The 13,602-nt window shown below is 62.6% G+C and carries 12 protein-coding genes; 4 read left to right on the forward strand and 8 right to left on the reverse strand.

All coding sequences use genetic code 11. The features are described from left to right. Window positions 1–2 precede the first annotated feature (2 nt). The gene (locus JQ567_RS32850) at window positions 3–2,264 is read right to left on the reverse strand and encodes a bifunctional (p)ppGpp synthetase/guanosine-3',5'-bis(diphosphate) 3'-pyrophosphohydrolase (RefSeq protein ID WP_249165879.1); all 2,262 of its coding nucleotides are present in this window, start codon (window positions 2,262–2,264) and stop codon (window positions 3–5) included. A gap of 324 nt (window positions 2,265–2,588) precedes the next feature. Then, a complete protein-coding gene (rpoZ, locus tag JQ567_RS32855) occupies window positions 2,589–2,981 on the reverse strand; it encodes a DNA-directed RNA polymerase subunit omega (protein WP_074276225.1) in 393 nt (130 codons plus the stop codon). Window positions 2,982–3,332: 351 nt separating this feature from the next. Between rpoZ and JQ567_RS32860 the strand changes: the two genes are divergently transcribed. Together JQ567_RS32860 and JQ567_RS32865 are read left to right on the forward strand one after the other, a co-directional pair. Then, window positions 3,333–3,965 carry an NYN domain-containing protein gene (locus JQ567_RS32860; RefSeq protein ID WP_192733620.1) on the forward strand — a complete coding sequence of 211 codons (633 nt, stop codon included), beginning with the start codon at window positions 3,333–3,335 and terminating at the stop codon, window positions 3,963–3,965. A gap of 122 nt (window positions 3,966–4,087) precedes the next feature. Further along, window positions 4,088–4,741, forward strand: coding sequence for a uracil-DNA glycosylase (locus tag JQ567_RS32865; RefSeq protein ID WP_212442664.1), 654 nt, complete (start codon window positions 4,088–4,090; stop codon window positions 4,739–4,741). Window positions 4,742–4,836: 95 nt separating this feature from the next. On the opposite strand, the gene JQ567_RS32870 is transcribed toward JQ567_RS32865, so the two are convergent. The 4 genes from JQ567_RS32870 to dapA all read right to left on the reverse strand — a co-directional run bounded on the left by JQ567_RS32870 (window position 4,837) and on the right by dapA (window position 7,386). Next, window positions 4,837–5,412, reverse strand: coding sequence for a peroxiredoxin (locus JQ567_RS32870; RefSeq protein WP_212442665.1), 576 nt, complete (start codon window positions 5,410–5,412; stop codon window positions 4,837–4,839). Window positions 5,413–5,561: 149 nt separating this feature from the next. Continuing rightward, a complete protein-coding gene (gene smpB / locus JQ567_RS32875) occupies window positions 5,562–6,035 on the reverse strand; it encodes an SsrA-binding protein SmpB (RefSeq protein ID WP_027537130.1) in 474 nt (157 codons plus the stop codon). A gap of 1 nt (window position 6,036) precedes the next feature. Further along, window positions 6,037–6,453: a large conductance mechanosensitive channel protein MscL gene (mscL, locus tag JQ567_RS32880; RefSeq protein ID WP_212442666.1), complete on the reverse strand. Its 417-nt coding sequence runs from the start codon at window positions 6,451–6,453 to the stop codon at window positions 6,037–6,039. A gap of 42 nt (window positions 6,454–6,495) precedes the next feature. Beyond that, on the reverse strand, window positions 6,496–7,386 hold the full coding sequence (gene dapA, locus JQ567_RS32885) for a 4-hydroxy-tetrahydrodipicolinate synthase (protein ID WP_212038330.1): 891 nt from the start codon (window positions 7,384–7,386) through the stop codon (window positions 6,496–6,498). Window positions 7,387–7,697: 311 nt separating this feature from the next. On the opposite strand from dapA, the gene JQ567_RS32890 reads away from it, so the two are divergent. Both JQ567_RS32890 and JQ567_RS32895 read left to right on the forward strand, forming a co-directional pair. Then, window positions 7,698–9,947: a lytic transglycosylase domain-containing protein gene (locus tag JQ567_RS32890; RefSeq protein WP_212442667.1), complete on the forward strand. Its 2,250-nt coding sequence runs from the start codon at window positions 7,698–7,700 to the stop codon at window positions 9,945–9,947. Window positions 9,948–10,105: 158 nt separating this feature from the next. Then, window positions 10,106–10,891 (forward strand): tetratricopeptide repeat protein, encoded by a 786-nt coding sequence (locus JQ567_RS32895; RefSeq protein WP_283816601.1) that lies wholly within the window; start codon window positions 10,106–10,108, stop codon window positions 10,889–10,891. Here the strand turns inward: JQ567_RS32895 and JQ567_RS32900 are convergent, their stop codons facing one another. Together JQ567_RS32900 and JQ567_RS32905 are read right to left on the reverse strand one after the other, a co-directional pair. Further along, on the reverse strand, window positions 10,892–11,608 hold the full coding sequence (locus tag JQ567_RS32900) for a hypothetical protein (RefSeq protein ID WP_212442685.1): 717 nt from the start codon (window positions 11,606–11,608) through the stop codon (window positions 10,892–10,894). It abuts the gene before it with no gap. 282 nt (window positions 11,609–11,890) lie between these two features. Next, a complete protein-coding gene (locus JQ567_RS32905; RefSeq protein ID WP_212442668.1) occupies window positions 11,891–13,447 on the reverse strand; it encodes a porin in 1,557 nt (518 codons plus the stop codon). Window positions 13,448–13,602: the final 155 nt, after the last annotated feature.

The following is a 13,602-nucleotide window of genomic DNA, read 5'->3' on the forward strand; positions in this document are numbered from 1 at the left end:
AGTTACCCATTAACACGCTCGACCCGTGCGACGACGGCCTTGGCGCGCAACTGGGCGATAATAGCGCTGAGATGCTTCAGGTCATAGACCTCGAGATCGATGGTCAGCTCGGTGAAATCGGGGGAGCGGCGCGACATGCTGATATTGTCGATATTGCCGTCATGCTCGGCGATCACGGTGGCGACCTGGGCAAGGCTGCCGGGCTCGTTGACGTTGTGCACGAGAATCCGCGCCGGAAAACGTTGCGGCATGGTCTCGTCGACGTCCCAGCGCACGTCGAGCCAGCGCTCCGGCTCTTCCTCGAAATCCTTCAGCGCCGGCGACTGGATCGGATAGATCGTGATCCCCTCACCCGGTGAAACGATGCCGACAATGCGGTCGCCCGGCACCGCGCCGCCGTTCGGGGCAAACTTGACCGGCAGGTCGGAATTGAGGCCGCGCACCGGGATCACCGACGCGCTGCGCGCCGGATGCGGCGGCGATTTCAGCTTCAGCTTGTCCGCGAGGCTTCTCTTGGCCCCGTAGCGCACCATCCGCTCTTCCTTGTAGTCCGGATACATCGCCCGCGCGACGTCGGACGCCTTCAGTTCGCCGCGCCCGACGGAGGCCATCACGTCTTCGATCGAGGCGCGCGCCAGCCGGGGCAGCGCGCCCTTCAGCTTGTCATCGGCGTATTCGATCTTGGCGCGGGCAAACAGGCGGTCGACGATACGGCGGCCAAGTCCGGCATATTGATCGCGCACGGCGGTGCGGGTGGCGCGGCGGATCGCCGCCCGCGCCTTGCCGGTGACCGCAAGCGACTCCCAGGCCGACGGCGGCGCCGACTGGGCCTGTGAGGTCAGAACCTCGACCTCGTCGCCGTTCTGCAATTCCGACGATAGTGGCGCGAATTTGCCGTTAATCTTGCAGCCGACCGCGCTGTTGCCGACGTCGGTATGCACGGCATAGGCGAAGTCGATCACGTTGGCCTGACGCGGCAGCGCGATCAGCTTGCCCTTCGGGGTGAAGCAGAACACCTGGTCGTGGAACAGTTCGAGCTTGGTGTGCTCCAGGAACTCTTCCGGATTGGCGCTTTCGGACAGAATGCCGACGGTGTGGCGCAGCCAGGCAAAGGCGTTGGACTCGTGCTTGAGCCGCTCGGTCGGCGAGCCCTCCCCCTCCTTGTAGAAAGCATGCGCAGCGATGCCGAATTCGGCGATCTGGTTCATCTCCTCGGTGCGGATCTGCAGCTCGACGCGCTGCTGGCCGGGACCGATCACGGTGGTGTGGAGCGAACGATAGTCGTTCTGCTTCGGCGTCGAGATGTAGTCCTTGAAGCGCCCCGGCACCACCGGCCAGGTGGTATGGACGACGCCGAGCGCGCGATAGCAGGATTCGACGTCCCCCATCACGACGCGGAAACCGTAGATGTCGGACAATTGTTCGAAGCCGACCGACTTGCGCTCCATCTTGGTCCAGATCGAAAACGGCTGCTTGCGGCGGCCATAGACCCGCGCGGTGATGCCGTTCTTCTGCAAATTCTTCGACAGCTGGCTTTCGATCTCGCCGATCAGATTGCGGTTGCGCTCGGCCAGTGCGTCGAGCCGCTGCATCACCACCGCATAGGCTTCGGGATCGAGCGTGTGGAACGACAGGTCCTCGAGCTCTTCGCGCATTTCCTGCATGCCCATGCGGCCGGCGAGCGGTGCATAGATGTCGAGCGTCTCCTCGGCGATCCTGCGGCGCGAGGCGTGCGGCACGAATTCCAGGGTCCGCATGTTGTGCAGGCGGTCGGCGAGCTTGATCAGCAGCACGCGGACGTCGTCGGCGATCGCCAGCAGCAGCTTGCGCAGGTTCTCGGCCTGCTTGGCCTCGCGCGAAACCAGTTCCAGCCGCTTCAGTTTGGTGAGGCCCTCCACCAGCGCGCCGATCTCGTGGCCGAACACGTTGTCGATCTCGGCGCGCGTCGCCTCGGTGTCCTCGATGGTGTCGTGCAGCAGCGCCGCGACGATGGTGGCATCATCGAGCTTGAGGCCGGTGAGGATCGCCGCGACCTCGAGCGGATGCGAGAAATAGGGATCGCCCGATGCGCGGGTCTGGGTGCCGTGCGCCTTCATGGCGTAGACATAGGCGCGATTGAGCAGGTCTTCGTCGGTGTCCGGATTGTACGAGCGGACACGCTCGACCAGATCGTATTGCCGCATCATGCGCGAGCGGGGGGATTTGGGCCGCTCCACCACGGGCAAGGCCGGCGCCACCGCGACCGAATCGGTCGCAGCCTGCATTTGCCGGGATATGCGGCGCCAGAACGCCATCGAATCACTGCCTCATCCGCGCGCCGAACTCGGCCCGCTGCAAGAATGCCTCAAGAACACTAATGCGATTTCGAGCGAAGCTGCACCCCGTTGGGGGTCAGCAAACGATCAATTTCGCATGGGGTCGATGGAAATGCCGAACCCGGCCAAGCTGCGGCCAAACCGGTTCAGGGGATTTCGCACCCATCCGCCAGCACGCATCGTAACCGAAAAAATGTCAACAAAAGCAAAGGCCCGGACGAATGTCCGGGCCTTTGGCAGATCAGGGGTGTTCGGGACTTCCCGTTGCCGGGTCTATTCGTCCTCTTCGGGCTGCTCTTCCGGGGGCGCCAGGCCCTCGAGGCCCTTCAGGAGCTCTTCCTCGGTCATGCGCTCGACCGCGACCTCGGTGTCGTCGGCATCGACGCTGGCGCCAGCCGAGCCGATCAAAGGCACGGTATCGGGCTCAGGCTCATCGACTTCGACGAATTTCTGCAGGGAATGAACCAGTTCCTCGCGCAGATCTTCCGGGGAGATCGAGGAGTCGGCGATTTCCCGCAGCGAAACGACCGGGTTCTTGTCGTTGTCGCGATCAACTGTGAGTTGTGATCCGGACGAGATCATACGGGCGCGATGTGCTGCCAGCAGGACCAGGTCGAACCGGTTGTCGACCTTATCAATGCAATCTTCCACGGTGACGCGCGCCATAGACTGTCGCTCCGTTAAATGGGGCCCAATATGTTGGTTATGGGGGCTAGTTATAGGGGCGGATGGCGTTTCGCAAGACTAAATTTGTGATTTGCCTTCTTAATGGGCTCTGGTAACCCAATCCCCGGGGCCAGAAGGCCGGAGCGTCCGAAGACGGCGGGACACCGTTCGGGACAAGTATTCTCTCCTTACAACGTCAAAAGACTAGGTATTTCGCCCTCGCCTCACCATAATTGCAGTGGTGATTGTCGTGGGGAAAGATTCACCGAACTTTAGGCAGCTGAACTGGAAAGTGCGCGCGGTCGATTCCCGCTGCGCTAAAAACGTTAACAACAACGCGAGAACCCTTTGATGTCACCCGTTTCCAACAAGATCGCGCTCTTCATCGATGGCGCCAATCTCTATGCAACCGCAAAGACACTCGGCTTCGACATCGACTACAAGCGCCTTCTCAAGGAATTCCAGAGTCGCGGTACGCTGGTGCGGGCGTTCTACTACACGGCGATTATCGAGGATCAGGAATATTCATCGATCCGTCCTTTGATCGACTGGCTCGACTATAACGGCTACACCGTCGTCACCAAGGCGACCAAGGAATTCATAGACGCCAGCGGCCGCCGCAAGGTGAAGGGCAATATGGACATCGAACTCGCCGTCGATGCCATGGAGCTCGCCGAGCACGTCGATCAGATCGTGCTGTTCTCCGGCGACGGTGATTTTCGCTCCCTGGTTGAAGCGGTGCAGCGGCGCGGCGTTCGCGTCACGGTAGTGTCGACGATTTCGAGCCAGCCGCCGATGATCGCCGACGAATTGCGCCGCCAGGCCGACGTCTTCACCGATCTGGTCGAGCTGCAATCGAAGCTCGGCCGCGATCCCTCCGAGCGCCCGGCTCCGCGCGAGCCGCGTCATCACGCACCGCAATTCCTGCAGCGCGCCACCACCATGGCGCCGCGGGCCGCCGGCGACGACGATTTCGAAGATTGAGAATGATCCGCTGCACTGCTAGAGCCCGGTTCTGGAATCAGAACCGGGCTTTGGCTTTTGTCGTGACGCGTTTTCCTGACACCAACCGGTATCCGCTGCGCTCGAAAACGCTATGGTCGTAGATGGCTAGCGTCGCCGCCCTTCCCGCAACCGAACCCGACCGCAACTGCCCGCTCTGCCCGCGGCTCGCCGAATTTCGCGGGCAGGCGCGCCTGCGCGAGCCGGGCTGGCACAATGCACCGGTGGCCTCGTTCGGCGATCCGAAGGCCCGGCTATTGATCGTGGGGCTGGCACCGGGCCTGCAGGGCGCCAATCGCACCGGACGCCCCTTCACCGGCGACTACGCGGGCGACCTGCTCTACGCAACCTTGCTGGAATATGGCTTTGCCAAAGGCAGCTATCAGGCACGGCCCGACGACGGGTTGCGGCTGGCCGACTGCCGGATCAGCAACGCGGTGCGTTGCGTGCCGCCGCAGAACAAGCCGCTGCCGGTCGAGATCAACACCTGCCGGCAATTCCTGATCACGACCATCGCCGGCATGCCCAGACTTCGCGCGATCGTGGCGCTCGGCAGGATCGCCCACGAATCGACGCTGAAAGCGCTTGGCCTGCGCAGCGCCGCGGCGTCCTTTGCGCACGGCGCCATGCATAGTGCCGGCCCGATCAAGCTTTACGACAGCTATCACTGCTCCCGCTACAACACCAACACGCGGGTGCTGACGCCGGAAATGTTTCGCAATGTGTTTGCGAAAGTGCGCGCCGATTTAGACGCCTGATCCGTAGGGTGGGCAAAGGCGCGCTTGCGCCGTGCCCACCATGCTTTCGACGAGCAAGATGGTGGGCACGCTTGCGCTTTGCCCACCCTACAAGATCAAACCCGGTTCGCCTTCAGCCACGCCAGAACGTCGCCGGCATTCCGGTCCGGCGGAAACACCGGATAGAACACGTGGCTGATGCGCCCGCCATCGATGATCAGCGCCAGCCGCTTGATCAGCGTCAGCCCCGCCACCTCCATGGTCGGCAATTTCAAGGCGCGGGTCAGCGCCAGCTTCTCATCCGACAGCACCGGGAACGGCAGATGCAGCCGCGACGCCATTTCGGTTTGGTAGATGTTGCTTTGCGTCGACAGGCCGAAGACGTGCCTGGCGCCGGCGGCCTTCAGATCGGCGAACAGATCGCGGAACGAGCAGGTCTGCGGCGTGCAGCCGCGCGCGCCCGGGATCATGTCCCAATCATCGACCAGGCTGATCTTGCCGGGCTCGCCGGTGCGGGGATAGGCGAATACGACGACCCGGCCCGGCAGCGCCGACAGCGTGACCGACATGTCGTCGGTCGCCATCAGGCTGAGCGGCGGGATCGCCAAGCCTACCAGATGGGCGGCTGCGCCATCATCCGACGGCGCCGGGATCTTGCTCCAGTCGACTTCGAGCAGATTTTTTTGATTCATTTTGCGCAATTCTCCATCGGGCGTCGTTGCCTGCGACAAACGCGAAGCGTTTGCGCACGAGGAGCGAAGCGACGAAGCAATCCATCTTCCTTTGCCGCACGATGGATTGCTTCGCTTCGCTCGCAATGACGGAAAGACATTGGGTAGCCCTACCCCCGCGCCCGCAGCAGGCGGCCCTTTTCCCGGCCCCAGTCGCGTTTCTTCTCGCTCTCGCGCTTGTCGTGCAGCTTCTTGCCCTTGGCCACCGCCAGCAGCAGCTTGGCGCGGCCGCGCTCGTTGAAATAGAGTTTTAGCGGAATCAGCGTCATGCCGTCGCGATCGACCGCGCCCATCAGCTTGTTGATTTGTTTGCGGTGCAGCAGCAGTTTGCGCGGCCGCTTGGGCTCGTGGTTGAAGCGGTTGGCCTGCAGATATTCGGGGATATTGGCGTTGATCAGCCAGATCTCGCCGTCCTTGGTGTCCGCATAGGACTCCGCAATGGTGGTCTTGCCGTTGCGAATTGATTTCACCTCGGTGCCGGTCAGCGCGATGCCGGTCTCGATGGTGTCCTCGATCGCATAGTTGAACCGGGCCTTGCGGTTCTCGGCGACGACCTTGATGGGGCGCTCGTTCTTCTCGGCCACGTTAGCTCTTCTTGAGGAGATCGCGGATCTCGGTCAGCAACTCTTCCTGGCGCGTCGGCTTCGGCGGTGCCGCCGGCGCGGCTTCATCCTTGCGCTTCAGCGTGTTCATGGCGCGAATGACGATGAACAGCACGAATGCGATGATGACGAAATTCAGCGTCAGCGTCAGGAAGCTGCCCCAGGCCAGTACGGCGCCCTGCTTCTTGGCATCGGCCAGATTGGTCGCGGTCACCTTGCTCGACAATCCGGTGAAGTAATTGGAGAAGTCGAGACCGCCGGTGATCGCACCGATGATCGGCATGATGACGTCGCCGACCAGCGAGGTCACGATGGCGCCGAAGGCCGCACCGATGATGACGCCGACGGCGAGGTCAACGACGTTGCCCTTCATGGCAAATTCGCGGAATTCCTTCAGCATGGTCGGTTTCTTTCGTGCATCAGGCGAAGTGAGAGGCCGGCTTCAGTTGATCAGGCCGGCATGGACCATGGCGTCGCGGATCACCTTGCCGGTTGGCGGCGTCACATTCATCAGCGGCAGGCGCACTTCTTCTTCCAGCCGTCCCAACAGCTTGAGGCCATGCTTGGCTCCCGCGAGGCCCGGCTCCTTGAAGACGGCGTCATGCAGCGGCGTCAACCGGTCTTGAAGCTTCAGTCCGGTGGCGAAATCGCCCTTCAGGACGGCCGTCATCAGCTCGGCGCACAGTTTCGGCGCCACGTTGGCGACCACCGAAATGCAACCATGTCCGCCCGCCGCCATGTAGGCCAGCGCCGTCATGTCCTCACCGGACAGCTGGATAAAATCCGGTCCCATCGCATGGCGCTGTTGCGACACCCGCGCGAGATTGGCGGTGGCGTCCTTGACGCCGGCGATGTTCTTCAACTCGAACAACCGGGTCATGGTCTCGACGGACATGTCGACGACGGAGCGCGGCGGAATGTTGTAGATGATGATCGGGATGCCGATCGCGTCATTCACCGCCTTGAAGTGCTGATACATCCCTTCCTGGGTCGGCTTGTTGTAATACGGCGTTACCACCAGCACGGCATCGGCGCCGGCCTTCTCGGCGTGGACAGCCAGATCGACGGCCTCGCGCGTGGAGTTCGAGCCCGCGCCGGCGATGACAGGCACGCGCCCCTTTGCCTCCTCGATGCAGATCTCGACCACCCGGTGATGCTCAGCATGGCTCAGCGTCGGGCTTTCGCCGGTGGTACCGACGGGAACGAGACCGTGCGAACCCTGCTCGATTTGCCAGCTGACGAGACCGCGGAACGCCGCCTCGTCGAGCGAACCGTTCTTGAATGGCGTGACCAAGGCGGTGAAGGATCCCTGGAATTTTGTCTTGGCTGCCATGGATTTCCTCCCAACGCGCTCGTGACGGCACTGCTAAAAAATGACCAGCCAATTCATATCGGGTCTGGCGATCTGGCGAAAGGGCCGAAGGATATGACCACAGGCCTTTGTTTTTGACGCGTTTTCCGGCCGCAAGGTGCAAGCGTTCCCGGATCGAATCCGGGAGGCTCGAAAACGCCGCAGCCGCGATTTTGCCGTGGTGTTGGCGCAAACACCCCGGGCCGCGACGTTTTTAGCATTTTGTCCACATATTCAATCAAATAGACCTAAGGCTTGAGCGATTGAGTGATTCGCCGCCGCAGAGGAAATTTGTGACCCGCTCCGCCCGCGCAGCCGCATTGCGATCGACCGCACTGGCGACAGGTCTGGTGCTGGCGGTCGGGCTATCCGCAATGTCGGTGGAGGCCTCGGCCCAGCCGAAAGTTCCATTGCCGAAGCCGCGGCCGATCGCCCGCAACGTGGTCCCCAAGACCACTCCTGCAAGCGCCACACCTGCAAGCCCGACGGCTGCGATCCCGACGCAGCATTCTGCGCCCGCAACGACAGCTCCCGCCGCGCCAATTCCAGCACCGGTGCTGGCGCCTGCGACGCGCCAGCACGCCGCCGTGCCCGCGGCGCGTAAGCACGTGACCGCTGCCGCGGTTGCCGCGACGTCGTCGACCCCGCAGTCCGACAAGGATGCGCTGGAGAACGTCATCGAGCTCGTTCGAAAGCGCAAGCCGGCGGATGCGACGCAGGTGCAGGCCGCGATATCCGATCCGGTCGCCCGCAAGCTTGCGGAATGGGTGATCCTGCGCAGCGACGACAATGGCGCTTCGGTCGAGCGCTATCGCGCTTTCGTTTCGGCCAATCCAAGCTGGCCCTCGCAGACCTTCCTGCGCCGGCGCATCGAGGCCGCGCTGTGGGACGACCGCCGCGACGACGCCACGGTCTGGTCGTGGTTCGAAAACGAATCGCCGATCTCGGCCAAGGGCAAGTTCGCGCTGGCGCGGGTGATGATCGGGCGCGGCGATCGCACCAACGCCGAACGCCTGGTCCGCGATGCCTGGCGGCACGACGGCATGTCGGAGGACACCGAAACCGCCGCACTCGATCTGTTCGGCGCCCTGCTGACGGCCGGCGATCACAAGGCGCGGATGGACTTGATGCTCTACGGCACCGAACAGGAAGCCGCCGGGCTGCGCGCCGCGAAGCGGCTGGGTTCGGGCCATCTGGCACTGGCCAAGGCGCGCATCGCCGCCAACAAGAAGGCCTCCAACAGCAGGGCGCTGCTCGATGCGGTGCCGCGCGAGCTGCACGGCGATCCCGGCTATCTGTTCAGCAGGATCCAGCTGCTGCGCCGCGATGAGAAATTCAATGAGGCCGCCCAGCTGATGCTGAGCGCGCCGAAGGATCCGGGCCGCCTGCACAATCTCAACGAATGGTGGATCGAGCGGCGGCTCTTGGCGCGCAAGATGATGGACGTCGGCGAACATCGCAACGCTTACCTGATTGCGCGGGATGCCGCCCTGCCCTCGCGCGACATCTACAAGACCGAGCAGGAATTCACCGCCGGCTGGATCGCGCTGCGCTTCCTCAAAGACCCTGCGGTAGCCGCCCAGCATTTCGCGCGGATCGGCGTCGGCAGCGTGAACCCGACCGCGCTGGCCCGCGCCGGCTATTGGCAAGGCCGCGCGGCGGAAGCTGCCGGCCGCGCCCAGGAGGCCCGCGCCGCCTATACAAGGGCCGCCGAACAGTCGACCAGCTATTACGGCCAGCTGGCGCGCGCGAAACTTGGATTGCCGCAGATCGAACTGAACGGCGTTCCCCGCGGGCGCGGTGCGGACCGGCTCGAGATCGTGCGCGCGGTGCAATTGCTCTATGAACTCCAGGAGCGCGAGATCGCAATCCCGATTTTCGGCGACATGGGCGAGAATGGCGATCCCGACGCGCTGGCCGGGCTCGGCGAACTGACCGCGCGCTACACCGACGCCCGCGGCATGCTGCTGCTCGGCAAGGCCGCCCTCAATCGCGGCCTGCCGTTCGATCACTACGCCTATCCCGTCAACGGCATCCCGCCGTTCAAGTCGATCGGGCCCGAGGTCGAGCAGAGCATCGTCTACGCCATCTGCCGGCAGGAAAGCGCCTTCAACCAGGCCGTGGTCTCCCCGGCGCAGGCGTACGGACTGATGCAGGTGACCCCGGATGCCGGACGCTATGTCGCCAAACGGGCCGGCGTCAGCTTCGACCTCAACCGGATGAAGACCGATCCGGTCTACAACGCCGCGATGGGCGCCGCCGAACTCGGCGGGCTGCTCGAGGACTATCGCGGCTCCTACATCCTGACCTTCGCGGCCTACAATGCCGGCCGCGGCAGCGTCAAAAAATGGATCGAGCGCTACGGCGATCCGCGCGATCCCAAGGTCGATGCGGTCGACTGGGTCGAACAGATCCCGTTCTCGGAAACGCGAAACTACGTGCAGCGGATCATGGAGAACCTGCAGGTCTACCGCGCGCGGTTCGGCGGCGGGACCAGGCTTCAGATCGAAGCCGATTTGCGGCGCGGCTCCAGCGTCGAGTAAAGCGCCGTCGCACACAGGCCCCGGGGATTGTCAGGGTTCCCTTGGATCTGTGGCCCTCACGAGACTGTTGTTCGACGCTCGGCGGAAGGCGGTTTAAAGTCGCCGTCGTGACCAGTAAGCAGAACAATTCCCGTGATCAGACGCTTCACCAAGCCTCGTTGGCGCTGCAGATGCAGCAATTCGATCGGGCCAAGCTGCTTGCAACCGACATCCTGAAATCGAACCGCACCGACAGGAGCGCGGTGCTCGTTCTGGCGCATGCCTTGATGGCGCAAAACCGTCACGTTGAGGCGATCGGGCCACTCGAAAGGGTGATGCGCCGTAACAGCGACGCGGAAATCGAAACCGTGCTTGGCGCCGTATTGTGCGGTTCACGGCGCCCGGCGGATGGGATCGAACAATTGCGGCGTACCGCTGCGCGGCGCCCGCCGTATTTGCCTGCATTTCAGGAACTCGCGGGCCAGCTTTCGAAAGCCGGACAACTCAACGAAGCGATCAGGACCATCGAGGATGCCCTTGCGTTGGCTCCTGACAGCATCGGCTTGAAAGTCGATCTGGGGCGCCTGCTGCTTGAGAACAATGACCGCGCAGCGGCTCGCGACATCCTGATTGTCGCTCGCGATGCAGCGCCGGGACGCCCGGACATCCTGACAGAACTCGGACGGGCACTGCTCCTTGACGGCGACTACGCGGCAGCTGCCGACGCCTTCCGCCACGCGCTCGGCCTGCGCCCCCAGGATCCGTTGGCGCGCGCCAACCTTGCCGCGTGCCTGCTGGAAATGGGGGAGCGCGATGGTGGCGAGACCGCCCTGCGTGCCGCAATACGCGGACGGCCTCAGATGCTCGGCCGTGCTGCCTACGCGCTTTCCGCTTCCTCGCATGGCCGCTTCTTTTTCCGGCCGAGTGCGGTGGCGAAATTTCTGGGCCAGAACCGGCCTGAGTAGCTACGTCCTGAAATTCCGCCTGTACAATCCGGGCTCTCGTCCTATCTTTTTTTGCAATGCGCTCACCCGCTGCGTCTCTTCTTCCGTGAAGGAGGAAATTTGCGCGATCCAGTTTTCTCGTTTGACGGGGATGCACTGCGCGATCGGCGTGCCTTTTGGGATGACACCCTCGAAGTCGCGGTTATGCCAATACGCCGGAAAGTGCACCCAGGTATCGTGATAGCGGTCGCAATCGACCAGTCCGCTTAGGGTGGTGAAAGGCAGATCAAAGCGATTGACGGGATGCGTGAAGAACACGCCGTATCCTTCCGGGGCTTCGATGGTCCACAGATTGTGGAATTTGATAACGAAGCGGTCGGCTTCAAACAGTGGCGTACCGGTGACCTGACCTTCATCGTGAAACCCGATGGGCGAACGGGGAAAATCGAGTGCTCCACCCGGTGGGATTTCGTTGTCCCATGTAATTTCTCCGTCCGCGACCCTTAAGTCGCAGACCAGCGGTATCAAGAAACCGTGGGTCATCGCATCGATGAACGGTGGGCACCGCTTTACCGTCTCCTCCTCGCGAATGTTGATTGAACTGAAGGCTGTGGCCGGCATCGTTTTGAGCCAGTCGGGAACGCCTTGGGTCGCTGGCACCGGCGAGGGCAGATGGCCTTCAAGCTCTGGAGGGCAGCGGAATTTGAGGTGGAGCGTATTATTATCGTTATTATTCATCTCAATATCGATGTAGGCGGCTTCGTTGCGCCACATCACTATAGCGCCGGAAATGGAGTCAGGCCAACCCTCGGAGCCATGCCGGCCAGAACTCGGATCGCACCCAGGTTCCCCTCGGGAGCTCGCATTCGGCCTTTCTCTGCCGAGAGATCCTCGTTCCTGTGACTGAGAAGCGGGTGACCCGCGTGCAAAGAACGAAGTCAGTGAACGCAGCCACACAAAGCAAAGCCCCCGGCAGTTTCCCGCCGGGGGCTCGCTTAGACCTTGATCAGACGAACTGGATTACCAGTTGCGCTGAGCGCGGATCAGCATGCTGACGGTGTTCTGATCCTTCAGCTCGTACACAGCTGCCGGCTTCGCGATACCAGCCTGGGCTGCGGGAGCAATCAAGCCAACAAACTTCTGGTCGAGATGGGTATAGATAACATCCGCCGAGAAGGTCAGGCCCTTCACAGGCGTCCAGCGGGTGATGACACCGATCTGGGCGACGTTGAAGTCCGGGTTACAGGTGGTGATACCCGCAGCGCCTACGAGGCCTGTGAGAGCGCCGCCGGGGCCGCAGAGCAGAGCAGCTCCGCCGTTACCATACTTCAGCTGGGCGTAAGCTCCGTAGAGCGCCGAGCTCCAGTAGGGATCCCAGTTGTGGTTGAAGGCACCGCGCATACCCCAGGTCTGAACCTTGGAAATGCCAGTTCCCAAACCGAAGATCCCGTCTGCTACCGCAGCGAGGCCAACGCTCTGGTAGGCGCCCGGCACGCCGGTGCCGCCGTACATCGCGAAGCCCTGCGGAGCAAGGTTGTCGAAGTTATAGCGGGTTGCACCGTCGGTGTAGACCGCCTGGATGTTGATCGTGTCACCAGCGCCGGTCGGGATGTTCTTGATCTGCAAGGCACCCTGGACAGCCCAGCCCCACGTGTCGCTGGGATGGCCGGTGGGTTCAGTGCCACCGTAGTAACCAGCATGAATGTTATGCCCCACAGCCGACAACTGGACCATACCCCAAGCCTGGTCGGCCTTGAGCACGCCGATGATGTCGGGAACCCTTGAGCCGCCAATATCGCTGGCGCCGTAGCCGCCACCGGCGAAAGCAGCGGGAGCGACGAGGCCTGCACTCGTGTTGATCAGATTGCCCTGAGAGTACTGGGTCTGATCCTGGAGCGACACGGTGCCCGAAATGCCGTTGCCGAACTGAGCGGTGTAGGTGAACTGGTTCACACCAGTGACCATGCCGCTGCCGCCGACGAGACCGTCGAAGTTGTTGCCCGGGTAGTTGGTCCAGGGAGCGTCGAACTGGGAGATCGTCTTACCCATCGTGAACCCAGCGAACTGGATGAACGCATGGTAGACGCCGAGCGAACCGCCCGAGAGACCGCCGTCAGACGGGTTGCCAACACCACCGAAGCCACCGGCTTGGGCAGCACCAGAGTAGAACGTGCCGCCGAGGCCGTTACCGGCGTAGGAGCCCGAGGTCCAGGAGAACGTCGCATCGAAGTAGGTGCGGACGACGCCGTATTCGGTCGCGGTGCGCGTATCGATGTTCAGGTCCTGACGGGAACGAGCGGTGTAGTAGTTCGACAGGCGATTACGAGCGCCGGCCTGGGTCTGATAGGCGCCGCCGAAAACCGAGTTGCTGTTAAGCACGGTTTCAACGCGCAGATAACCGCCCAGCTTGATGCAGGTGTCCGTGCCGGGGATGTAGTAGAAACCAGCACCGTACAGGGAGCAGATCCTCACGTACTCGACCGCTTTGGCCTTGACGGGAAGATCGGCAGCCTGTGCTCCACTCATGGCGAGGAGACCCGCCGCTGAGCCGAGAATAAGGCTCTTAACCATCTTCATGATAACCTCCAAGTTGCTCTGTAGGGAAGGTTCCGGATCCGCCGGGTGCAAACACCCTAAGGTTGGTTCCCTTAATCCCATGAAACCCGCTTAGTCGCTTCGCGCCTTCGGACCACTCCCGCTTAACGCGAGGGACTTAAGCGAACCACCTAACG

Origin of the sequence: Bradyrhizobium sp. AUGA SZCCT0431 (genome assembly GCF_018131065.1) — a bacterium.
Classification (GTDB): Bacteria; Pseudomonadota; Alphaproteobacteria; order Rhizobiales; family Xanthobacteraceae; genus Bradyrhizobium.